We start from the raw sequence: 22,713 nt of genomic DNA, 5'->3' as shown, positions 1-22,713 counted from the left end.
TTTAAATAAAATTTTCCATGATATAATAAGAAAAAAAGATAAGAGTTCCAATAGCAGTTTTATAAGCGGTTTCTAAATTTCGGGCTAAGAAAGCGGGGGTTCAGATGGAACTGCATTCATTTGGATGCCGGGTATTGGAGGAGAAGCGCATTCAAGCGGCTTTTGCCTTGTTGGAAGCGGAGAGGGGGAAGGGGAATTTCCCCGGATTCAGCGCATTGGTCGGGCAAGGTGACCAGACGCTGGCTTCCAGTTCCGGCGGATTTACCCATCCGGTTAGCAGGGCGGATAATCAGCCTGTTACCGGCTCAACAATATTTGATTGTGCTTCTCTGACTAAGGTAGTGGTGACACTTCCGCTGCTGCTAATCCTGGTTGATCATGGCCGGCTCTCACTGAGTGACCCGGTCAGCCGGTATCTTCCTGCTTTTGCAGGAGAGGGCAAAGAACAGGTTACTTTGCAGCATCTGCTGACTCATACGTCGGGGCTGCCGTCTTCTCTGGATCTGTACTCTCATGGCTGGAGCCGGGAGCAGATTGTGGGGCATGTCTGCAGAGCTTCCCTTACAGCAAAGCCTGGAGAGCGCGTGGTATACAGCGATCTGGGTTTTATCCTGCTGGGCGAGATCGCTTCCGCCCTGCTCAGACAGCCGCTGGAACAAGCGGCGAGGAGGCTCGTTCTCGAGCCTCTCGGCATGGCGGACAGCGGCTTTTGCCCCGGTGATCTGCTGAAGCCCCGCATTGCCGCCACCGAATTCGATCCTGCCCTGGGCCGGCATAAGCACGGCGAGGTGCATGATGAGAATGCGGCGGCGATGGGCGGCTCTGCGCCGTTGGACGGCGCAGGAGGGAGCCGCCCGCGGGCTGGGCTGGGTGCTGCGGGGTGACACGCAGGATGGTGCCGGAGACTGGTTCTCCGTGCGCGCGTTCGGTCACACCGGCTTCACCGGGACCAGCCTGTGGCTGGACCCGGATGGGGAGCGGTTCGCCATTTTGCTGACGAACCGGGTTTACGGAGGCCGCGGATACTCGATCACGCGGCTGCGGGCTTGTTTTCACAACGCGGTTGCCGCCGCGTTCCGATGAGGGTACCGGCCTTAATCCCGGGCGATAAAGGAGGAAGCTGCATGATCATATTCCGCTCTTATCAGGCGGGTGCTGAACGCCAGTTAGTACCGCTTTGGAACCAAACAATGCAGGCAGATCCCGTTACTCCGGAACGGTTTCGCAATCTGGTTCTGCTCGATGCCAATTTTGACCCTCTTGGCCTGCGCATTGCCGCAGATGGAGAACGAATCATAGGGCAGTATATGCGGTCCGGCGCCTTCTGCCTATGTACCGGACTGAATTGGAACCAGAAAATGGCTGGATTCCTTTTTTCTTTACGGACTCAACAAACCCGAGTACCGAAGCGGTGAACTGACCCCTGTCAAGTAGACAGTGTAAAAAACAAAAAAAGTTGTGGCACTAACCGTATCCCCATGGTTGGTGCCATTTTCTATGCTGCTGAACTTAGAAGGTATTGCCTATATTCCAACGGCGTCATACAATTAAGTCTTTTCTGGTATCGACGAGTATTGTAGTAATCGATGTATTCTATCACGGCTGCTTCCAGTTCCTCATATGTATAGAACTTACGAAGATAATACATTTCGGATTTCACCATTCCCCAGAATGATTCCATTGGGCCATTATCTATACATCTGGATACCCTGGACATGCTTTGAGTTATACCTGCATCGTCTAGTTTTTTCTTGAAGATTTTACATGTATATTGGAAACCCCGGTCACTGTGAAAGAGGGGTGTAGCGTCAGGATAAGTCATATGGGCGATATCAAAAGTTTTAAATACAAGTTCATTGTTGTTGGAATGCCCTACCACAAAAGAAACAATGCTTTTATCCGACAAATCAAGGATTGCACTAAGATAAGCCTTGTTTTGGTTGCCATACTTCATTTCAGTCACATCTGTGAGCCATTTTGTACCGAACTCAGAGGATTCAAAGTCTCTGTTCAAGATATTTTCCGCCGTAATTTCAGGCGTGGAATGGATGTAGTTTTTTCGCTTCCTGCGGCATACCGATTTAAGGCCTAGGATGCCCATAAGTCTGTATATTCGCTTATGATTGACTGTTAAATGGCGTTCCCGGTTTAGTTTAATGGTCATCTGGCGATATCCAAGGATGCCATCCTTTTCCTCGTAGGCATCTTTAATCATGGGAAGCAACGCTTTATTAAAGATCTCATTCATGCTTTCTTTCCGGTTGATCCATTTATAATACGATGAATGTTGGATCCCAATAAGATCACATAATTGACATATGGGATATGACTTCGTTTCATGGAGCCCGCGTATTGCAAGGTATATCGTTTCATACCTTACCTGGCTTAGAACCGCCTCCTTTCGATCTCGTCCAACTTTTTTAGCAAATCGATCTCCATCTGCTTCCTTCTGTTCTCAGCCTGTAACAGCTTATTCTGAGCCCTTAGTTTCTCCACTTCGGACATCTCATCCTCAGATTTTCTTTTCCCGCGTCTGTCCTGAAGTGCATCCACACCAGATGTTAAGTATTTATTTGTCCATGAATACACTTGCTGATAGGATACCTGGAATTTATCAGCTGTCTGGGCATAATTGTGTTGATGTTCAATGCAGAATCTGACGATTTCAACTCTCTCATCGTAAGTCGTTGTTCGTCCTTTTGTCATGATCGGCGCTCCTCCCGTTCCGGAAGTGTTCAACTTCTCATGACCATTATACTTCAGAATCCAATCGCGCAATTGGCGGGTTGACTTAATGCCATATCTTTTACATATATCCATATGAGAACCGCCGCCAGCCAAATAGTCCCCGACAGCTATTCTTTTTAACTCTGCGGAGTAAGATGCATTCTGTGATGTTTGAAGCAATCCGTTTGGGCCTAGTGACTGGTAAGTCTGAAGTCATTGCCTAACGGATGAATGGTGTACATCAAGAAGTGCTGCTAAATGATTAAGCGAATCTTCTCCACGTAAATACTTTTCAACAGCTGCAATCTTTTCTGATCCTGATACTTTTGCTTTAGGGGACATGAAAAAATGCTCCTCCTTACAGTAAACAGTTTTATTATTTCAACTGTCTACCGCAAGGGGAGCATATCACCGAAGCGGTACCGGGTTGTTTATTTGCTTTCATTTGTTTTTTCTGACGGTTTCTCCTTTACCGCAAAATTAGCCACAAACATGAGTCCGGCAATCATAAATGCGGCTTTTAAAGATACTTCCTGATTTGCGATGTGTGATACCGAATAAATAATCCAGGCGGAAAGGGGAATCATGCCCATTCCTACTAACCAATTTGGAACTTTCTTAAAGAGGATCGTTACAAGAATACCCATAAGCAAATAAACAACTTCAACAAATAAAACAATCAGTGTCATGGTTGCTACCAAGGAAAACGAACCGGTAAAATGAATCCCTCCGACCAATAAACTCGCAAGGTAGACGAGTCCCATTTCTGCAAGGATAACGACCCCAATAGCAAAATAAATAACGAGACAAAGCGAAAGAAAACTGATGGCTTTTTCTGAGCGATTGAAATGCAGATAGCCATCATTCTTTCTCACATAAAGATAAACCAGGACAGGGATACAAGCAAGAAAAAATAGTAGAAACAGGATTAGCATAAGTGTAACCATCCTCCTATAAAGAAGCTATCGTTTCGGCCAATAGGGAGGCATACGCTTTGGCACCCTCCGGTTTCAGATGGGTACCGTCAGGTTCAAAATAAGAGTCTTTTCCCTTGCTGGCACCGTACCAGTCAACCAGTGTAACGTTTGGAGTGGTTTTGCTGATTTCCTCCAGCATAGCATTTACTTTGGATTCCCATTTTACCGGAGCCCGCATATTGACAAGCACGATCTGTTCCACATCGCCCTCCAGGGATTGAAGCAGAGTTTCCAACTGTTTCTGGTTAAATACTCCGTTGGTTCCGAGTTCAATGATGACGCCCTTGCCTAGAGTACCCTTTTGTTTCATGCCGGCAAGGATATTCTTGGCTTCGGACATTTGCCTTCCTATTTTGGCATCCACTACGCTGCCGGGGAGAAGTTCCTTCAGATAAGGTGCGGTATCCACCATCACGGAATCTCCAATTGCGGTCAAACTCCAGCCTTTCTCCGTTTTTAACGTGTTATGGTTCGTTTCAGCCGGTTTCTGTCCCCCGGTTTCATTTTCTTTTTGCTCTCCCCCTGCAGAATTTGGCTGAATGGAGTCAGGGTGACGGTGCGGATCCGAACCGGGCTGTCCGTCAAGTCCAGGAGACAAATCCGTCCGGGCCGTTGGTTCGGGAGACGGTACAATTTCCAGTTTCGGAGTGGTATCTGGTTTGCCTGATTCTGCTGCCTGTAGTGAAGCTGTTTCGGTAAGTTCACTTTGCTTTTCTGGACGGGCAGAGACCGCCGATGCTCCGGACCGGGGATATACCATCCCCAGACAAAAAGTCAGGAATACTAGAGCGGCGCAGAAGGACATAATCCATTGCCTGACAGGGACGCGGTTCCAGTTCCATTCTTTGGAACGGATCTTTCCCCATGCCCGTCTCAAGGCTCCTCTGCGGATAGGTTCTTCTATGTAACGCCAGGACAAGGCCGCAAGAAGAATGCTGGCGGTTACCTGAAGGACAGCTCTTCCTGCGTTGAAACCGTTTGTATTCACCACAGGATTTGTGAGAATAATAACGGGATAATGCCAAAGATAGATGCCGTAAGAGCGTACTCCGATCCAGGTTAAAGGTTTCCAGCTCAGCCATTTGCCAAGACGGGGGGCCGGGTGGGCCAACACTGCAATTAACACTGCGGTTACGGCTGATAGAATAAGCAAACCGCCGCGGTATACAAAAGGATCATACTCACCGACGCTCCATAAGAGATAAAGGAGCAAACCCAGACTGACAGTACCTGTAATATCCAATATGCGGCGCGCGGATGCTGAAATCTTATCCGAAAGTCTGCGGCTTGGCCATAGGATCGCCAGCAGCGCCCCGATTAGCAAAGCGAACACGCGTGTATCCGTTCCGTAATAGACACGGCTTGGGTCCGTACCCGGTTCATAATATAGTCCCATAAGCAGAGCGGACAAAACTATACCGGTAGTTAGTACCCCTAATAAATAGATTCTTCTGAATTTAAGCCGGATCATAACTGCAAGCAGGAGCGGCCAGACAAGATAAAATTGTCCCTCCACAGCCAGTGACCATAAATGAAGAAAGGGTGAAGGAGGTCCAAAACTTTCAAAGTACGAAACCTGGTGGAAGATCAGCCACCAGTTTTTGGCATACAACATCGTTGAAACTACGTCTCCGCGCAGGGATACGAGCCGGGAAGGGTCCGTCAGAGTGATCCATGCGACTACGGTTGTCAGCATGACGAGCACTGCCGGAACCAGTCTCCGTATCCGGCTCACCCAGAAATCTTTGAGACAGAAACTTCCAGTCTGTATCCGCCGGGCCATCAGAAGGTCCGTTACCAAATATCCCGAAAGCACGAAGAACATGCCAACGCCAAAAAATCCTCCCGGCAGCCAATCCGGATTCAAGTGATAAATAATAACGGCAAGTACGGCCAATGCCCGGAGCCCGTCAAGACCGGACATGAAGCGTCTATTTCCTTTACTGGGTTCAGGCATTGCACAAGCTCCTCAAACATGAATTTTCCTTTATAACATGAACCCAGCCTGTCATTTTCCTGAGAGAGCAACTTTTCGAACAGCTTTTCTTTTGCTCTGAAATCTTATTATGTATCATTGCTTGTTCTTCCCCCGTTGTCGGTCATAGATTGTTCTGATCATGTCTACTATAATGAATATAACGAATATAGGAAACTAGTATCGTTACAATCGGTTTACAATTCTTAGCACTTTGGAATCAAGCCTATTCAGATACTGGAAAAGGTTTGTCCTATCATCCTGTTCAATCCTAAACAACAAAATGTGTGAATAATAGTATTGCTATCGAAAGAAATAAAATAAAACTTCCTAAACTGGGCTTGGTTCGAATGGCTAAAAATCAAGAACCGAAAGGCAGAATATTGAATGCCACAATTCGTAAAAATTCTAGGGTGCGTTTTCAAAGTATCATGAAGTCCAAAAGTCTGGTAAACTTTGCATATGAAGAGACGATACGAATTACGAGATGATCAATGGAACCAAATCAAAGATATGTTGCCGCCTGAACGAAAAACGCAGGGTGGCCGCCCTGCCAAGGATAACCGTCAAATGCTCAATGCGATGCTTTGGGTGATCCGTTCGGGAGCGCCTTGGCGCGATTTGCCCGAATACTACGGACCTTGGCAATCGGTATACACCCGATTCCGCCGATGGGAAAAAGCAGGCGTATTCGATCGCATGCTGGATGTCCTTTCTGCCGATCCCGATGATGAAAGCGTCATGCTCGATGCCTCCATTATCCGTGTTCACCAGCACGGGGCGGGGGCAAAAGGGGGCAGCAATTCCAAGGCATCGGCCGGTCGCGAGGAGGCTTAACCTCCAAAATCCACGCGGTAGTGGACGCCCTCGGCAATCCTTTCAAATTCGAAGTGACGGCAGGAAACATCAACGATTGCGTAGTCGGATACGAAATTCTGCAAACCCTTGATATCGAGGTAAAAACGTCTTGGCTGATCGTGGGTACGACTCCGATAAAATTATTGCGCTGCTGGAAGAAAAGCAGGCCTGTTCCGTCATTCCCAGCCGTAAACATCGAACCGTTCAACGTGTAACCGACTGGTGGCTCTTTAAAGAACGGCACCTGGTCGAATGTCTTTTCAATAAACTGAAACACAATCGTCGATTAGCTACTCGTTACGATAAATTATCGTGCACGTTTGTTGCTTTTTTAAAGCTGGCTTCTGCTATCTGGCTGGCTTAAGGTTTAAAAACACACCCTAGGATATATATTTAGAAGCAAGTCTACTATATTTGTTCAAATAGTATATTGTTGCTGTATTAAAAGAAAAAATTGATGGCAATGAATTTATTACGAAGAGTGATATTGCTGTTACATTATCTGAGGGTGATCGACCATTCAAGATTTAATATATTTTAAAGACAGAAAGGGAATGTATTCAACTATCACCTATCATGGTTCAAATTGGTTCAAATGCTGTCTATAAGAGTCCTTTTTTTATCAGCTTTAATGTATAACGAAAACTAGCGCAACGTTGATATAAAAGGATTCTTATAGATTGAATCTTATCAAAAATCAATCCTAATATCGCCAAAAAGTCTAATGTGGCGTTTGAAATCCTGAAGGTATAACTGGGTTGAAGTTACAAGTCGTAAGTAGACTTGGTCTAAAAGCTGGTGAATCAGCAACTATAGATCTTGGTAAATAGAAGTGTAAAGCCCTTCGGGGCTTTTTATTTTGCGCAAAAATAACCTGCCGCTAAGACAGGTTATCTCAATCATTTCTTTCAATCATTAATTTTTTCTTACAATATTGCAGTAAGAACGGACTGTTAGGAAGTAGTAGCCAACATAAATAAGCACATAAGCCGCCATGCTCATCACAAGCGGAAGTTTGTCAGAAACATTAAAAATAAGAGTCGCCGTTTTGAGGGCAAAGATACTGTGCAAGATTCCTACAATCAGAGGTGCCACGAAGATAAAGGCAATTTGCTTGCCAATCCCCTTCTTCATTTCCTTCGGGGTTACTCCTACTTTGCGTAATATGTCATACTTGGCTTTATCCGCATTGGCTTCGGACAATTGTTTGAAGTAGATAATAGATCCTGTAGCAATCAAGAAAACAAGTCCGACAAACGTCCCCACGAAGATCATAATCCCCATGCTCTCCATACCGGACCGGTAAGGATTATAGTAATTTTCGTCTTCCCCGTTCGTAGCTTTATCAATAGCTGCGGTTAATTCCTTACTGCTTTTCTGACCCTTTACATTGATTAAACGGGTTTTTGTTTCCTTTTGGGCTGGATTTGCCTGTAAAGCTTTTTGGTAAATCTGATCAGGCACAATAACGGCGCTAGATAAAGCATTTTTTAATGGGTATTCCCCTTCTTTTACGATTTTTAATTTAATAGTTTCTTTCCCTGCAACTAAGGAAAAAACTTGCGGTTTCTCTTCAAAACCCAATTTCTTGCTTAAAGAAGCAAATAGATTATGCTGAATAGCTTCTCCGATCCCCAGTTTTGGTTCTACATTCCTTCCAAAAGTATCCGCCCATTTCTTAAATTCACTAAACGCTATAATCGTTGGCTTATTTTCGTCATCCAGTTTTTTTGACACATCAAACTTTTTGTCCTCGTCATGCAATCCCCCTTTCACCTGAAGAGTTTTTATCGTAAGATCCTTTTCAACAGGATGATCTCCTTTGAATTCGTTCAGAGCCTGATCCACTTTCTTGTTCACTTCAGGGGAGGTCACTTCGTAAGTATAACTGTATGGATACATCATTTCCGTCTGCTTCCCAACATTAAAGTAAAGAGAGACCGATGTCCCAATAGCTACAAGCGTAACTGCGCTGAGAATAGCGATGGTGGCCAGTGTGGTAGCATTTCCTTTAATCCGGTAGAGGAGTTGGGATGTACTCACCAAATTCATTCCGTTGTAAAAACTGTTTTTATTTTTGCGTCTGATCCTGAGCAAAATAACGGTAAAGAAATGGAACAGCAGCCAAGTTCCGGCAACGGTAAGAAACAAAATAATCAAAGCAAGAGAATCCAACCGCACATTTAATTTCTTAGCAGCTTGAGCAAAATCAGAAGCCAGATAATACCCGGAACCAATCATTATAACGGATAATAGGGCAATCACCAAAGAGCCTTTGGGAACCTTCTCTCCCTGACTGTCCGCCTTAAAGAGATCAATCAGTTTGAAACGGTAAATCAGCCTGTATCCTTGAAAAGATGTATATAAGATGATGACAAAGAAAACAAGGGCCGTGTTGAGAACGGCTGCCGCTGGAATCTCGAAATGGACACCCATTTCTGAATCCATAAGCACCAGCAATAGCTTAGTAAAACCACTGGATAGCAAAGCGCCAATGCCAATACCAACCACCAAGGCTATGAGGCCCATAAACAGATTCTCATAAGCCAGCATTTTGGCGATTTGTCTTTTTCTCACACCCAGAAGCGAGTATAGCCCTACTTCTTTTTTGCGTTTCCGTGTGAAAAAACCATTGGAATAAATAATGAACAAAGCAGAGAACAAGATTAACAATATACTAGCAAAAGTAAGAGCTCCGGATATTTTCTTGGAACCATCAGCTGCTTGCTGAATTTGAGAATTAAATTTAATCGCTACAAAGGCATAGTAGATCACAATACTAAAGATCATGGAAAAGAAATAGATGGAATAGTTTTTAAAATTTCTCTTCATGTTACGTAAAGCAAGATTAAATAACGTCACTTACTCCACCCCCGATAGATGAAAGCATGTTCAGAATGGCGTTAAAAAATTGTTTACGGGTCAGGTCTTCCCTGTGCAGTTCCGTAAACAGCCGGCCATCCTTAATGAACAGGACTCGTTGGCAGTAGCTGGCAGCAAAAGCATCATGAGTCACCATAAGAATGGTCACCCGATCTTTTTCGTTCATCTCTTTCATACTTTCCAGCAGGTCGGTTGCCGATTTTGAATCCAAAGCGCCTGTCGGCTCGTCCCCCAGGATCAGGCTCGGATTGGATACCAACGCACGGGAAGCCGCACAGCGCTGTTTCTGACCCCCGGAAATTTGGTAAGGGTATTTATCCAAAATCGGATCAATGCCGAATTTTTTGGCAATGCGGACTACCCGCTCATCAATTCCAGCAGCTTTCACATGGGAAAGAGCAAGTGGCAGGGCTATGTTTTCCCTGACTGTCAGCGAGTCAAGCAGGTTGTAATCCTGGAAAACAAAACCCAGCTTGTTTCGGCGGAACAGAGCTAACTGTTCCTCCTTCATTTTCACGATACTTTGTCCGTCAATGATAATATCCCCGGAAGTAGGTGTGTCGATAGTGGAAATCATGTTCATAAGAGTTGTTTTCCCGGCACCGGATGGTCCCATAATTCCAACGAATTCCCCTTCATTCACTTCCAAATCGATACGGTCCAAAGCCGTATACAAATTGTTTTTAATACCAAAGACTTTGCTAACACCTTTTGTAATTAGTACAGGTTTTGCCATTGTTTTTTTGCCTTCTTTCAATACAGTTTCTCAACAACTCCAATTATCTATGAAATCTAAATAGGCAACCATTGATTAAAGTGATCCAATCTTACAATTTCGTCACGTAAATATTACTTATGTAAGAAACAAAAGAAACATCATAAATGTTATTAAGTATGCACGTAAGAAGTGTTGGATGTGCTATATTTTACTTGTACATTTTATCGATGGCTCCCTTCAAGTTTGGGAGCTATTTCTTTGCACATTAAGCCGCGAGCGCCTAGAAATTGCTGATTAAGTTTGGTTGCAAAATCACGGTTTTTTGGGTGAGATGGTTGCAAAGAGCTTTTGTCAAGAACTTTTCAAAAATTTTTCCCCAGTTTTTAAGTAATACCCCTTGACAATCCTTCCTACAGCCAAATGCTCAGCCTACTAACATTTCTGTGTATGTAAAAGGGCCTTGAGGTACTTCCTCAGGGCCCTACTCCTTTTTCAAACAGCATATGAATCCCACTGTTTAACCAGATGAATCCTATTTTGTTTTCACCTTGATTTCGTCACTAAATTGTAAATCTCCCCAATTATCGTCGGCAGCTGAAACTTTAAATGCGTACTCGGTATTGGGTTGTAAGCTTTCTATTGTAGTAAACGGCTTATGAACTCCCTTTGCTATAACACCATCGCGATAGACATTATAGTTGGGTTCAACTTGTTTCTCATCAAAATCATAAGGAGTCCACTTTAAAGTCACGCGGTCGGTTTGGATGTCTGTCGGCTTGTAAAACTATTGAGGTTGCTGGGTAAATCCTAATTTATTTAGAATGAGCTTCAAATCGGGCATAACCCCTATTCGGTCAGAGGATGGGTTCTTCGATGACGTCCCTGTATCTGGATCACTTAATAGGTCCCTTACCTCCTCGGGTGTGAATGGTCTTCCTAACTTTGCTTTTGCAATCCCTTGTAAGTTCACAACCGCTCCTGCTATGATGGGAGCAGCACTTGAAGTTCCATTAAAATTATGCCTATATAGATTTTTTATGCTTGGATCATCATTATTGGAATAAGTAGTAGTTACATTTTCGCCCCATGCATACACATCGACTCGGCTGCCGTAACCGGAAGATTTTCGTCGTTTGTGAGGCACATCTGACGAAGCTCCACCTACTATAATGGCCCCGGAATCTTTGAAATCTGGGCTATTTCGATTCATAACATATTTTCCATTTACCGTATATTCATCCAAGTTAACACTACTATTTCCTGCTGACTGAATAACAGTTATCCCTTTATCTGTCGCAAACTTAATGGCTTCAAAAATATCTGGGGTGTTTTCTGGCCGGCCACCATCCCTATACCCCCATGTTAATACAAGAACATCTCCTGGGTTCATCTCTTTCGCTGCACTTGCAATAGCATCAGCATGGCTTTGTTTGCCATTGGCTCGGTATTTAGATGTTACTTTTGCTTTTGCTTTTGGGGATATTCCAATAATGCCCACCTCATTGTCGCATCCGACTACTTCCCCAAGAGTAGCGGTACCGTGAGAAGTTTTGGTATCAATAGGATTTCCGCTACCTGCAACGAGTCCAATTTGTTGATCAACTAGATCTTCGTGGTCTAACAGCCAACCATGTAGTTGCATATCGACAAGCATAATGCCTTCTCCATCACCACCAGGTATCCCCCATGCATATTGAGCATCAATTCCAGCAGGTGCAGGATGCAAGTACCCTTGTTTTTTAAATAGAGGATTCCGATTAGGTTGCGCGAATAGCGTTGGGTCTTCCATTTCGGTAACTGAATCTTCAATAGCGTCCGGTTCAATATAAGCCGTTTCAACAAGAGGAGATTGTTTGAGCCTGTCCACAATAGATTGTGGATCACCTTGATCTTTAGAAATTTGTACTGAATAATAACGGAATAAACCCAAATCTTCGGGTAGGTTATAGGTTTTCATATCTTGAATCATATCTTCTGGCGATACTGTAAAAATGAGACGATTAAATTCCAAGCCAGAAAAGTCACTAAAAAAACCAACATGACCTTGGGTCAAGGTATTCTCTTCTTTTAAAACTAGAGGTGTAGATTGTAGTGCCTGATCCTTAAATTTTACAATAATGTTGGTACATTCATCTTGTGTTGTTAATGTTCTATTCATGTCTTTTTCTCCTTCGTTTCGTTTGAGATATTTCTATGTAAATGCTTTCAAAATTCCTTTTGCTACTACATGTGAATCATCCTCCTTTCGATTACACTTAAAATATAACTTTAAAAATGTCTAAAAAAGCATAGAGTTTTTCACCCATTGATGAAAAAAAGTATTGAAAACAAAAAAAGAGTGAACCTAAATAACAGTGGACTTCTGTCAATAGATTGGACACCTAAAACCGAGAGAATTATGCAGCTAAACAGATCATATGTTCGCATTGATTGGGCGTAAGATACCCGAGATAGTCCGAGGACGCATACTGGCTACCGCGATCCGAATGATGCAACACGGTTCCTTTCGGCCGTTGATGGCGATACGCCTGATCCAACGCCCTCAGGCAGAGCTCCCTGGTCATTCGCTCGCCCATGTGAAACCCGACGATCTTACGTGTGCACAGGTCTTCCAGACTGGCGAGATAGAGCCATCCTTCGTCAGTCGGAATATACGTGATGTCCGCCATCCAGACCTGATTGGGCTTTTCCGCAGCAAACGATTGATTCAAGACATTTTCCGCTACGGGCAAGGTTGTGTTTCGAATTCGTCGTCGCCTTGTACTTCTTAACGGTACGGGATCTCAAACCAAGTTCCTTCATGATACGAGCAACGGTCTTCTGAGAGACGTGAATACCTTGTTTTTTCAATGCATACCACACTTTTGGACTGCCGTACAACTGCCTGGAATCAAAGAAAGTTCTGCGAATCCATCGTTCGAGTTTTTTGCGACGTTTGAGGCGTTCGCTTTCCTTGCGTTTCGTCCATTCGTAATAACCGCTTTTGGAAACGCTGAGCAGAGCGCACATCTTCGTGACACGGAACTGGAAGCGGTGATCATGGATGAATGGATAAATCAGCGCCGGTCTTTTGCGAAGTAGTGCATCGCCTTTTTTAGGATGTCGTTCTCCTCTTCCAGATTGCGAATTCGCTTCTGGAGGTCGCGTAAAGCTTTGTCCTCCGGCTTTAGTTGTCCACTACCAGGGAATGCCTGATTGCCAGCGTTCTTAAATTCCGCGATCCAGCGGTAAAGCGTGTTCTCATGCAAGCCCATTTCCCGGGCTACCTGCGCCACCGATTTTCCCTCTTCCTGGATAAGTCTTACGGATTGAAGTTTGAATTCCTTGTCATACTTTTTCGTCATGTCGGACACCTCGATTATGAATGTTTTTATTGTCGCACTCTCAGTTCTCTGTGTCCAATTTAAAGTCTAGCATCACAGGCCCACTCTCTCGTCAATCTAATATCCTTTTTGAAATAAGACACCTTTTCTGCCGCTATAAGCACCCCTTTATGATTTTGCAACCATTCTCCAATTAAGAGCTAATTTTTGCAACCAGACCGTTTGTGTTAAGGAAAACAAAAAAACCAGCCAAATAACTGGTCGAATGGCCGCTGATTAATGGGTAGTTAAAAGTCGTTCCAATAATCAGAACAAGGAGTAACTTCCATTTCCATCCTCCATTATTATGTGTTAAAAAAGATTAACTACTTTCTTTTCATGGTGAATCCGAGCCCTAATATAACTATTTACATCTTTAAAACCCTTGAATTATAAGGGTTTTTCTTGTTCGTGTCTGTTCGTATCCGAGTGAATTATGGTGATTCCGAGTACATTTCGTCCCCAATTTGTCCCCATCTCCTTAAGAACATCATCTGACCATTTCCTTTACGTGAACTTGTTATAATGCAATTAAAAGCATATACTAAAAAAGACTGCAGACGCGTTAACGTCTACAGTAGCAATAGCCAGACTATTTGGCATTGGCTTATAGGTTTAAGTGAACCCCAAATGTTAAACAAAGGAGAGATCAAATGAAAGTTGTAATACTTCTTTACGATGGGATGACAGCTCTAGATGCAATTGGTCCGTACGAAGTATTTGTTTCCGTAGAGGGAGCTGAAGTGAAGCTTGTAGCCAAAAATAAGGGTTTAATCAAACTAGATTCTAAAATGGGTTATTTGCATGCTGATTTTAGTATTTCTGAAGTTACATCAGCTGATATTCTTGTTGTTCCCGGTTGTCGTCCTCCTAACTATAAGTCTCCGATAAATGACAAAGACATACTGAATTGGATACGTCAAATACATGAGACAACGAAGTGGACCACATCAGTATGTACAGGTTCTTTAATTTTAGGTGCCGCGGGCTTGCTGAATGGATTAAAAGCAACCAGTCATTGGAGTTGTTTGGACCTACTCCATTCCTATGGTGCTATCTCAACTAACGAAAGAGTGGTTCGTCAAGGGAAAATCATTACTTCAGCTGGTGTCTCTTCTGGTATAGATATGGCCCTCCAGCTAGTAGCATGGGAATCGGGGGAAGATATCGGCAAATATGTTCAACTTATTTTAGAATATGATCCTATGCCTCCGTTTGATTCGGGTTCACCAGAGAAAGTGCCTACTCCATTGATAGAACAATTAAAAGTGGCGATACAAGAGGTAAAAAAACAAGAGCCCGAAATTTAAACTTTCACTTACTCCGAAAGAAGTTTCCACTTTTATTATGCTGTCGTAGCTTCACGTTATAAATAGGAAACTTTTATCGGAGAGAATTAAACTTTGGAATCCATAATATAGGCTCCCTGAAAGTTTGGGGGAGCTATTTCTTTGAGCATTGCTATAATAAGCTAAGATATTATTCCCTTTTAGGTAACAGTGTTAGAAGAGCACATGTATGATGTGATCTGGCACTATTTTTCTATTGATGTTTCAAGATCAGGATTCTATAAGTGGAAAAAGAAACAGGGGGATCGGAAGGCAGACAATGATTGTCCACCAAAGAAGTCGGCACCGATCACCTGAAGAATACAGGTTTGCGGTCGCTTCATAAACATGCTCTTTTTATTGTCTACTTGAAGGGTTATGACCAATGGTTGCAAAGAGTTTTTCCCTCAGATACCCTGCTTCCCTCCAAACAAAAAAGACCCGTGAAATATTGAAGTGCACCCCTTACGGAAGGGCTCTACCTTTATGATATACGAAGTTTGGATGAAGCACAAAGACGAATTGAGGAATATATTCATTTTTACAACCAAAGCCGACCACAACGAAAATTAAAGAAGCTGACGCCGGTTGAGTGATATTATCCCCTTTAGGTAGACAGTTAAGAGAATGACTCTTACTGTTAACTTGGAGGGGATTTTTTTAATGAAAAGAATACAACGCACTCACTCAGCTGAATCGAAATATAAGCAGTTCAGATGTATCTTGAATGTGGTTTAGGGTATAAACGCGTTGCTAAAGAGTTAAATATTCCAGAGGCTTCAATAAGACGCTGGGTTAAATATTATGAAAATGAAGGTATGGCTGGGCTAGAAGAGAAACGTGGGAAATCAAAAGGTTTGAACAAAGGCAGGCCGAGAAAGAACCCTCTGAGCCCTGAGGAGGAATTAATTAGATTGCGTGCGGAGAATGAATATTTAAAAAAGCTTTGGGCGCTACAAAGGAGGGGAAGAAAAACGTAAGCAAAATCGCTCAATATGCCGTGGTGGATCAACTCTCATTCAAGGGTTATAGTATCTCAATGCTTTGTGAAATCGCTCATGTATCCAGAAGTGGGTTTTACAAATGGCAGCGAAGACGTGGTACGTCTTCTTGTAAACAACTGGAGGATCAATTCTTAAAGGAAAAGATAGTAGAAGGACATCAACGCTTACGTGGCATCTTAGGATATCCACGGATGCGAATTTGGTTGAAGAAGACGTATGGTATACACGTAAACCACAAAAGGGTTTATCGTTTAATGAAACAAATGGGGATACAAGCTCAGATTCGCAAAAAGAAAAGGTATTATGACAAAAAGGAAGTATGTGTGGTTTCCGATAATGTATTAAACCGAGATTTCCATGCAACCCGGCCAAATGAAAAATGGGTCACCGATATTACTTACATTCCATATAAACAGAAAAACCTATACCTGTCCGCTATATGCGATCTATTCAACAACGAAATCATTGCTTTCCACCTAAGTACCAGAAATGACTTACAACTAGTGATTGATACATTGGAGAAAGCTCGAAAAGTACGTAAAACAAAAGGTGTCCTCCTCCATAGTGACCAGGGGTATCAGTATACTTCCAGGCATTTTAGCAAACTTCTGAAACAATACAAGATGAAAGCAAGTATGTCTCGAAAGGGCAACTGTTTGGATAACGCCTGTATGGAGAGTTTTTTTGGGCATTTCAAATCAGAGTGTCTATACATACAATCTTTTGAATCTGAAGAGGCACTCAAAACCGCTATAGATAAATACATACGGTTTTATAATTACGACAGGTTCCAGGCAAAATTAAGCAACCTTAGTCCGGTGGAATACCGTAATAAGGTTGCTTAGGACCTATCAGTTTTAATGCTGTTTACTTGACGGGGGTAAGATCAGAGTACCGACGCCAGCTTGTTTTCAATGTCTACAAAATGGAGTCTTGACCATATGCTCACAGATCTTTTTTACTGCTACCTACAAACACCTATTTATGATTTTTGCAACCATACATTTTTTTATTTATGGCCACTGATTAATGGTTTCAGCGACCCGACTTAGTAGAGCTGAGTCCATTTAATAATCTATACTACACCAACATTTTTATTTTTCAAAACAAACTTATTAAACAAATGACGAACAAGTGGTTCTATAACAATTAATTGCAATGGGTAAGCAGCGATAAAGCTCTTACTAAATGTAGAAAAGTAACCTAACACTAAGGAGTTAACATTAATACCACCATGAAGATATGTTACTGCCAATCCAAAAAAAAGACATAAAAAAAACCATGCCTATTGCCATAAATGTTGATATTTTAATCATATTCAATTTTTTAGATTTATTTATTGGTAACACCAATTTTTTAACCCCTGGACCAACTATAAATATATTTAACATTAGTGAAATAATAAACCCTATAATAAAATCACCCACAACTATCTGAAATGTAATAGAACCGTTTACTCCATTTAATAATAAATTATAGATAGTCATAACTAAATTCATACCAAAACACATCATTAAACTAAATAGTATATTTTCCTTCTTATTTGTTAGCATTTTTCCATTATCCCTTCTTTCTATCTCTTATTATAGCGACAATGAAAAATTCTCTGTAAGTGAAAATTTTATGAACGTTCTTTTTAATTATTGTGGAGCTACAAAGAAGCTCGATCAATGATTGAGCTTCATCTATATGGAGAACCTATTTTGATATACCTCTTCATAATAAATAGGGATACAAAAGAAAATATAAATAACTTAACGGGAATTCCTTCAACTTTAAGCTCTTTGATCATAGGAATCATACCTCTAAAGCCCCCTAATGAACTTGGACAATAAGAGTGTGTATTGTTTATACTACAAGTGATAGGGGAGGATGAATAAATGAGACGAACGAAATATTCCAACGAGTTTAAGGTACAGGTTGTAAAGGAAGCTCTGGAAACCAGAAACAAAGCAGCCGTGGCAAGACGTTACGAGCTTGCCTCCAATATGCTTACATCGATGGATAAAAGAGTATGAGTCAGGAAAATGGGGAGTGATTTCGGTAGGGGGGATTTCCCCTCTGGAAACAAAGAAGTTGTCCCAAGAAAATGACCACTTAAAACGGCTGCTAGTGGAAAATATTTTTTTTCTATTCTTTGTGAAGAAGAAATATACGAACGGCCAAAAACTAATTCTGCTATAGGAATAGACTTAGGTATTTCAGACTTCGCTATTTTTCGGATGGTCGAAAAGTCGATAACAATAAATTTACGTTCAGAATGGAAAAGAAGTTGAAACGCGAACATCACAAGTTGCCTCGGCGCGCTTTGCTTGCTAAGAAGAAGGGAGTTCATCTTTTTGAAGCAAGGAATTATCAGAGACAAAAACGAAAAGTTGCTAGATTACATGAAAAAGTCATGTATCAACGTACAGATTTTCTGAATAACAATAACCGTAGGAACTGCGGGAATAGCTTGGTATATAAGAGAAACCGCTGTTGGTAGTGTATGCCACTACATAATAAGTACGCTCTGTTCCCAAGAATCTCGTAACTTTAGTCATGAGAGGTTCAATAGCAGAATAAGACTTCAGATTAAAAACAAAGCTTTGCCGTTAAAAGGCCCGCTGGGTAAAATCCACTAACTCCATATTAAACTATAACCCGCATAGCACTTTATAAAAGTGATTATACTGCGGGTTACAGTTTGTATGGCTGGCTTTCCTGATGCCCCTTTACATCTGCTTCGGCGTTTTAAGGCCCAGCAAATGCAATGACCTTCGGATTATTTCCGCAGCCGCGGTTGTAACAATCAGCTTGGCTTTTTGTTCTTTCTCGTCCTCGGCCAATATCCGGTTCAGATTATAAAAGCGGTTAAAAGCTTTGGCAGTCTCTAATGCGTAACGCGCCACCACGGAAGGCTCGTTCCGTTTCACTGCCCGTTCAATAGCTTGCGGATAAAGGGAAAGCTGTTTGATTAGCTGCCAGACGGATGAATGGTTTATGCTGTTCAGATCTGAATGGGAGAGGATGTTTTTGCAATCAGCCAGGGAAAAATTCCACTCTGCTTTCGCAAGTACACTCTGTGTTCTTGCGAATGTATACTGCACATACGGGCCCGTTTCTCCATCAAAATTCAATGCTTCATCCAGTGAAAAATCAATCTCGTTAACTCTGTTATTTTTCAGGTCCCCGAAGACTATGGCTCCGATACCGACAGCTTCAGCCACATGCTCTTTATCCGGCAAAAGCGGGTTTTTTTCTTCAATAATCTCTCTTGCCCGGTTTACGGCTTCCTGCAGTACTTCCTCCAGGGAAACAACACGCCCTCTGCGGGTAGACATTTTTTTGCCTGCAAATTTCATCAGGCCGAAGGGGACATGTTCACAACTTTCAACCCAGGTTTTTCCAAGCTTGCCGAGTACGGCAAAGACTTGCTTAAAGTGCAGTTTCTGCTCTCCGCCTACTACATACAGCAGCTTGTCTCCCTTCATTACATCATGTCTGTATATAGCCGTTGCCAGATCACGGGTCGGGTAAATCGTAGTGCCGTCAGATTTGGTGATGAGACAGGGCGGCATTCCTTCTTCATCCAGCCTGACCACATAAGCCCCGTCACTTTCCTCAAGCAGATTTTGCTCTTTTAAGGCCTTAATTACAGGAACGATTTTGTCATTATAGAAGCTTTCCCCAAGGGTATGGTCAAATTTGACTCCGAGTTTATCATACATGCGCTCAAATTCATTCAAACTGACTTTTACAAAATATTCCCATAAGCGTTTGGCGTCCTCATCTCCCGTCTCCAGCTTGCGGAACCAGCCCCTTGCCTCATCCTCCAATTCCGGATACTGCTCAGCTTCTTCATGAAAACGGACATACAGCTCCAGTGATTCGCGGATCGGGTCTGCTTTCAGCTTCTCCTCGCTGCCCCAATGCTTATAAGCGCAAATCTGCTTGCCGAATTGCGTGCCCCAATCTCCCAAATGATTCACACTTACAGGTTCAAACCCGGTCTCTTTGTACAAGTTATACAAGGCGTTTCCGATCACAGTAGAACGTAAGTGCCCAATGCCGAACGGCTTGGCGATATTCGGGGAAGACATGTCGATAATGACCCGCTTTCCTTGGCCCAGATCAGGTTTGCCGAATTCCGGATTCATCATTCCTTGAAGAAGCAGGTCCCCGTATACAGAGGGAGTAAAGAATAAATTGATGTAAGGGCCTGCCGCTTCTGCCCTGACTCCTTCTGCATGAATGGCGGCCGCAAGCTCGGCAGCTATCTGTGCCGGCGGCTTCCTAAGCAGTTTGGAAGCATGAAAGCAGGGGAAGGCTACATCCCCCATGTCCCCGGAAGGGGGGGTTCCAGTACCTGATGAATATCCTCTGCGTCCAAGGGAAGGACGTCTTTTAGCAGATGGGCCGCATATTTCGTTAACATAGACAAGATACTTCCTCCTTTCAAAAAAAGAAGGCTCCCGTCTCCTTAAAAAGAGACGAGAGCCTGCAGTTCCCGCGGTACCACTCTTGGTGCCGGATAACAATAACGGACAAGTATTATTCATACCAGCCGGTTGTTACGGCCGCTTTGCACGCTAACGGGGTGAATGCCGGATCTTCCTACACAAGCTGAAAAGCTGTTCAGAAGACCATCTCCTGGGGGCGCTTCATCCTGATGCTTAGTACCGGCTTCCACCAACCCGGTTCGCTGTTACCGCTCTATCAGGATTACTCTCCCAATCCTCGATGTTGACAGGTTATAGAATTTTAGATGCTGATCGTTTTCCCTAAATTGTATTCCATTGTACAGCAGCCGTGAAGAGAATACAAGAGGCTGGATAAGAAAGGACATAGCCAGGAGCAGGGGAATCCGGTATAATAGCCTTTGTCCCAGCTGTATGCTTATTTTATAAAAGAAAATCCGTGCTGCTACAGCATGGGAGAGGTTCGAGATCTTCCCTCTATAAAAAACTAAGGAGCTGAATTACTGTGAAACAAGAGAAAGCTATTGTTGTATTTAGCGGGGGGCAGGATAGCACTACGTGTTTGTTCTGGGCTCTCCGGCAATTTGGTGAGGTAGAAACCGTAACTTTTGATTACGGGCAAAGACACAGTTTGGAAATGAAAGTGGCTAAAAGCATTGCAGAAGAACTGGGCTTAAAGCATACGGTTCTGGACATGAGCCTGTTGAATCAGCTGGCGCCCAGCGCTTTGACCCGAAAAGACATGGCCATAGAAGAAAAGGAAGGGGAACCGCCTTCCACTTTTGTAGACGGAAGAAACATGCTGTTTCTTACATTTGCGGCTGTTATGGCTAAGCAGGCGGGGGCAAGGCATCTGGTTACGGGAGTATGCGAAACGGATTTTAGCGGGTATCCGGATTGCCGGGACGCTTTCATCAAGTCATTGAATGTGACACTTAATCTGGCTATGGATTATCCGTTTGTCATTCATACACCTTTAATGTGGCTAAACAAAGCCCAGACATGGGAACTGGCCGATCAGCTCGGCGCCTATGAATTTGTTAAAGAAAAAACGTTAACCTGCTATAACGGAGTTATGGGCAGCGGGTGCGGAGAGTGTCCGGCATGCAAACTTAGAAATGCGGGACTCAAGCAATATGAACAACAACTGGCGGTGAAAGGGGCTGTAATACAATGACGCGTCCAGGTGATTTCCGTATTGTAGATAAGCTGCAGCGGGCAGGTCAGGATATTGCGTGCAGCCAGCTTCGTTATCATCATAAACGGGTGTTAGTCAGTAAAGAATTCACTTTCGACGCGTCCCATCATCTGCATGCCTATGAAGGAAAATGTAAAAATCTGCACGGGCATACCTATAAAGCGGTCTTCGGGATTAGCGGCCGCGTGAATGATATCGGCCTGATGGTGGACTTTGCTGATATCAAGGAAATTTGGAAACAGGATATCGAGCCTTATTTGGATCACCGTTATCTGAACGAAACACTCCCGGCTATGAATACAACTGCGGAGAATATGGTGGTCTGGCTGTTTGAAAAAATGGAGGAGTCTCTTCCGGACCGGATCATGGAAGAACAAGGTGCCCGGGTAGAATTCGTCCGCCTTTACGAAACACCGACCAGCTTTGCAGAGGCCAGACGGGAGTGGATCACCGGTGACTAATATTCCTGTGCTGGAAATATTCGGGCCAACAATTCAGGGAGAAGGTATGGTCATTGGCCAAAAAACGATGTTTGTACGGACAGCCGGCTGTGATTACAGATGCAGCTGGTGTGATTCCTCCTTTACGTGGGACGGAAGCGGCAAAGATCAAATCCGGATGCTGTCTCCGGAAGATATTGTGGAAGAACTGAAACGCCTTGGCGGAAAGAGATTTTCCCATGTTACGATATCAGGCGGTAATCCGGTGCTGCTTTCACAAATGGGGAAACTCGTGAGCCTTTTGCAGTCTCAAGGAATCCGTACAGCCATTGAGACCCAGGGCTCCAAGTGGCAGGACTGGCTTTTGGCTGTGGATGACGTTACTTTATCCCCTAAGCCTCCAAGTTCCGGTATGACAACCGATTGGGGCATGCTTGACAAGATTGCAGAAAAGTTACGGGGACGCATGCAAAGCCACCCCATGCAGCGGGTAAGCCTGAAAGTAGTCGTATTTGACGACATTGATTTTCAATATGCTAAACGGGTTCATCAAAGGTATCCTCTCGTACCGATGTATCTTCAGGTTGGCAACCCGGATATTTATACGGCTGATAACGCAAAACTGCTTGAGCAGCTCCTTGACCGGTATGAATGGCTTATCCGGAAAACCGTTGCATCCGGGGATTTGAATGATGTAATGGTACTTCCGCAGCTTCATGCTTTTCTTTGGGGCAATAAACGCGGTGTGTAGAAAATACGTTACGCAGATGTAAAAGAATGTTA

At 43.4% G+C, this 22,713-nt stretch carries 20 protein-coding genes, 5 pseudogenes, 1 riboswitch and 1 other annotated feature; of the genes and pseudogenes, 11 read left to right on the top strand and 14 right to left on the bottom strand.

Annotated features, from left to right (window positions below; genetic code table 11):
• The first annotated feature begins 104 nt into the window (after positions 1-104).
• Positions 105-1,083 (top strand): annotated as a pseudogene (locus BXP28_RS14690) (serine hydrolase domain-containing protein).
• 41 nt (positions 1,084-1,124) lie between these two features.
• Positions 1,125-1,415, top strand: a complete 291-nt coding sequence (locus BXP28_RS25220; protein ID WP_036655402.1) for a hypothetical protein — start codon at positions 1,125-1,127, stop codon at positions 1,413-1,415.
• 80 nt (positions 1,416-1,495) lie between these two features.
• Here the strand turns inward: BXP28_RS25220 and BXP28_RS14680 are convergent, their stop codons facing one another.
• From BXP28_RS14680 to BXP28_RS14665, 5 genes are all read right to left on the bottom strand, one after another.
• A complete protein-coding gene (locus BXP28_RS14680) occupies positions 1,496-2,320 on the bottom strand; it encodes an IS3 family transposase (protein ID WP_235430740.1) in 825 nt (274 codons plus the stop codon).
• A gap of 65 nt (positions 2,321-2,385) precedes the next feature.
• Complete coding sequence (locus tag BXP28_RS14675; protein ID WP_200899987.1) at positions 2,386-2,907, bottom strand: helix-turn-helix domain-containing protein; 522 nt, start codon at positions 2,905-2,907, stop codon at positions 2,386-2,388.
• A 33-nt stretch (positions 2,908-2,940) separates the two neighbouring features.
• Complete coding sequence (locus tag BXP28_RS24370) at positions 2,941-3,069, bottom strand: hypothetical protein (RefSeq protein ID WP_257125643.1); 129 nt, start codon at positions 3,067-3,069, stop codon at positions 2,941-2,943.
• An 89-nt stretch (positions 3,070-3,158) separates the two neighbouring features.
• Complete coding sequence (locus tag BXP28_RS14670; protein WP_036655400.1) at positions 3,159-3,662, bottom strand: hypothetical protein; 504 nt, start codon at positions 3,660-3,662, stop codon at positions 3,159-3,161.
• Between the two features lie 16 nt (positions 3,663-3,678).
• Positions 3,679-5,661 (bottom strand): acyltransferase family protein, encoded by a 1,983-nt coding sequence (locus BXP28_RS14665; protein ID WP_036655398.1) that lies wholly within the window; start codon positions 5,659-5,661, stop codon positions 3,679-3,681.
• A 480-nt stretch (positions 5,662-6,141) separates the two neighbouring features.
• Here BXP28_RS14665 and BXP28_RS14660 point away from each other — a divergent pair.
• Positions 6,142-6,901: pseudogene (locus tag BXP28_RS14660) on the top strand (IS5 family transposase).
• Positions 6,902-7,452: 551 nt separating this feature from the next.
• Here the strand turns inward: BXP28_RS14660 and BXP28_RS14655 are convergent.
• The 7 genes and pseudogenes from BXP28_RS14655 to BXP28_RS14625 form a co-directional block, all read right to left on the bottom strand.
• A complete protein-coding gene (locus BXP28_RS14655; protein ID WP_040931538.1) occupies positions 7,453-9,399 on the bottom strand; it encodes an ABC transporter permease in 1,947 nt (648 codons plus the stop codon).
• A complete protein-coding gene (locus BXP28_RS14650) occupies positions 9,386-10,156 on the bottom strand; it encodes an ABC transporter ATP-binding protein (RefSeq protein WP_036654156.1) in 771 nt (256 codons plus the stop codon). Before BXP28_RS14650 ends, BXP28_RS14655 begins: the two co-directional genes overlap by 14 nt.
• A 514-nt stretch (positions 10,157-10,670) precedes the next feature.
• Entirely contained in the window at positions 10,671-10,889 is a 219-nt protein-coding gene (locus tag BXP28_RS25625; protein WP_046655389.1) for a fibronectin type III domain-containing protein, read from the bottom strand.
• 33 nt (positions 10,890-10,922) lie between these two features.
• On the bottom strand, positions 10,923-12,296 hold the full coding sequence (locus BXP28_RS14640; protein WP_023484457.1) for a S8 family peptidase: 1,374 nt from the start codon (positions 12,294-12,296) through the stop codon (positions 10,923-10,925).
• 292 nt (positions 12,297-12,588) lie between these two features.
• Positions 12,589-12,870: pseudogene (locus BXP28_RS25215) on the bottom strand (DDE-type integrase/transposase/recombinase); the annotation flags it as partial.
• Positions 12,779-13,147 (bottom strand): IS3 family transposase, encoded by a 369-nt coding sequence (locus BXP28_RS14630; protein WP_023484170.1) that lies wholly within the window; start codon positions 13,145-13,147, stop codon positions 12,779-12,781. The gene BXP28_RS14630 and the pseudogene BXP28_RS25215, both read right to left, overlap by 92 nt.
• Before the next feature lie 47 nt (positions 13,148-13,194).
• Complete coding sequence (locus BXP28_RS14625; RefSeq protein WP_036655393.1) at positions 13,195-13,482, bottom strand: transposase; 288 nt, start codon at positions 13,480-13,482, stop codon at positions 13,195-13,197.
• Positions 13,483-14,153: 671 nt separating this feature from the next.
• On the opposite strand from BXP28_RS14625, the gene BXP28_RS14620 reads away from it, so the two are divergent.
• From BXP28_RS14620 to BXP28_RS14605, 4 genes are all read left to right on the top strand, one after another.
• Entirely contained in the window at positions 14,154-14,810 is a 657-nt protein-coding gene (locus tag BXP28_RS14620; protein WP_023483999.1) for a DJ-1/PfpI family protein, read from the top strand.
• Positions 14,811-15,328: 518 nt separating this feature from the next.
• Entirely contained in the window at positions 15,329-15,424 is a 96-nt protein-coding gene (locus tag BXP28_RS14615; protein ID WP_237087276.1) for an IS3 family transposase, read from the top strand.
• A 120-nt stretch (positions 15,425-15,544) separates the two neighbouring features.
• Positions 15,545-15,808: a helix-turn-helix domain-containing protein gene (locus BXP28_RS14610; protein ID WP_046655388.1), complete on the top strand. Its 264-nt coding sequence runs from the start codon at positions 15,545-15,547 to the stop codon at positions 15,806-15,808.
• Complete coding sequence (locus BXP28_RS14605) at positions 15,775-16,677, top strand: IS3 family transposase (RefSeq protein ID WP_036655391.1); 903 nt, start codon at positions 15,775-15,777, stop codon at positions 16,675-16,677. Before BXP28_RS14610 ends, BXP28_RS14605 begins: the two co-directional genes overlap by 34 nt.
• A 230-nt stretch (positions 16,678-16,907) precedes the next feature.
• On the opposite strand, the pseudogene BXP28_RS14600 reads toward BXP28_RS14605, so the two are convergent.
• A pseudogene (locus tag BXP28_RS14600) lies at positions 16,908-17,385 on the bottom strand (DUF2798 domain-containing protein).
• A 327-nt stretch (positions 17,386-17,712) separates the two neighbouring features.
• Between BXP28_RS14600 and BXP28_RS14595 the strand changes: the two are divergent.
• Positions 17,713-17,850, top strand: a complete 138-nt coding sequence (locus tag BXP28_RS14595; RefSeq protein WP_024093187.1) for a transposase — start codon at positions 17,713-17,715, stop codon at positions 17,848-17,850.
• 696 nt (positions 17,851-18,546) lie between these two features.
• Here BXP28_RS14595 and argS read toward each other — a convergent pair.
• Positions 18,547-20,249, bottom strand: a pseudogene (gene argS, locus BXP28_RS14585) (arginine--tRNA ligase).
• 48 nt (positions 20,250-20,297) lie between these two features.
• Positions 20,298-20,561 (bottom strand) — a binding site (T-box leader).
• Positions 20,562-20,744: 183 nt separating this feature from the next.
• Positions 20,745-20,789: riboswitch (PreQ1 riboswitch) on the top strand.
• Positions 20,790-20,797: 8 nt separating this feature from the next.
• Here argS and queC point away from each other — a divergent pair.
• Genes queC through queE form a run of 3 tightly spaced genes read left to right on the top strand, consistent with a single transcriptional unit; the run spans position 20,798 to position 22,681 of the window.
• Positions 20,798-21,469 carry a 7-cyano-7-deazaguanine synthase QueC gene (gene queC / locus BXP28_RS14580; RefSeq protein ID WP_023483606.1) on the top strand — a complete coding sequence of 224 codons (672 nt, stop codon included), beginning with the start codon at positions 20,798-20,800 and terminating at the stop codon, positions 21,467-21,469.
• On the top strand, positions 21,466-21,951 hold the full coding sequence (queD, locus tag BXP28_RS14575; protein WP_023483607.1) for a 6-carboxytetrahydropterin synthase QueD: 486 nt from the start codon (positions 21,466-21,468) through the stop codon (positions 21,949-21,951). Before queC ends, queD begins: the two co-directional genes overlap by 4 nt.
• On the top strand, positions 21,944-22,681 hold the full coding sequence (gene queE / locus BXP28_RS14570) for a 7-carboxy-7-deazaguanine synthase QueE (protein WP_024093191.1): 738 nt from the start codon (positions 21,944-21,946) through the stop codon (positions 22,679-22,681). Before queD ends, queE begins: the two co-directional genes overlap by 8 nt.
• The last annotated feature ends 32 nt before the right edge of the window (positions 22,682-22,713 follow it).

Origin of the sequence: Paenibacillus larvae subsp. larvae, assembly GCF_002003265.1 — a bacterium.
GTDB lineage: Bacteria > Bacillota > Bacilli > Paenibacillales > NBRC-103111 > Paenibacillus_H > Paenibacillus_H larvae.
Note: the sequence above shows the minus strand (reverse complement) of the source record. Positions and strands in the feature narration are given on the sequence as shown.

Bases quoted from the DNA above. Each gene is read 5' to 3' on its own strand.
- BXP28_RS14595 (WP_024093187.1), top strand. From the start codon at position 17,713: ATGAGACGAACGAAATATTCCAACGAGTTTAAGGTACAGGTTGTAAAG.
- BXP28_RS24370 (WP_257125643.1), bottom strand. From the start codon at position 3,069: ATGTCCCCTAAAGCAAAAGTATCAGGATCAGAAAAGATTGCAGCTGTT.
- BXP28_RS25220 (WP_036655402.1), top strand. From the start codon at position 1,125: ATGATCATATTCCGCTCTTATCAGGCGGGTGCTGAACGCCAGTTAGTA.
- BXP28_RS14665 (WP_036655398.1), bottom strand. From the start codon at position 5,661: ATGCCTGAACCCAGTAAAGGAAATAGACGCTTCATGTCCGGTCTTGAC.
- BXP28_RS14640 (WP_023484457.1), bottom strand. From the start codon at position 12,296: ATGAATAGAACATTAACAACACAAGATGAATGTACCAACATTATTGTA.
- BXP28_RS14610 (WP_046655388.1), top strand. From the start codon at position 15,545: ATGTATCTTGAATGTGGTTTAGGGTATAAACGCGTTGCTAAAGAGTTA.
- BXP28_RS14650 (WP_036654156.1), bottom strand. From the start codon at position 10,156: ATGGCAAAACCTGTACTAATTACAAAAGGTGTTAGCAAAGTCTTTGGT.
- BXP28_RS14620 (WP_023483999.1), top strand. From the start codon at position 14,154: ATGAAAGTTGTAATACTTCTTTACGATGGGATGACAGCTCTAGATGCA.
- queD (WP_023483607.1), top strand. From the start codon at position 21,466: ATGACGCGTCCAGGTGATTTCCGTATTGTAGATAAGCTGCAGCGGGCA.
- BXP28_RS14625 (WP_036655393.1), bottom strand. From the start codon at position 13,482: ATGACGAAAAAGTATGACAAGGAATTCAAACTTCAATCCGTAAGACTT.
- BXP28_RS14630 (WP_023484170.1), bottom strand. From the start codon at position 13,147: ATGTGCGCTCTGCTCAGCGTTTCCAAAAGCGGTTATTACGAATGGACG.
- BXP28_RS14670 (WP_036655400.1), bottom strand. From the start codon at position 3,662: ATGCTAATCCTGTTTCTACTATTTTTTCTTGCTTGTATCCCTGTCCTG.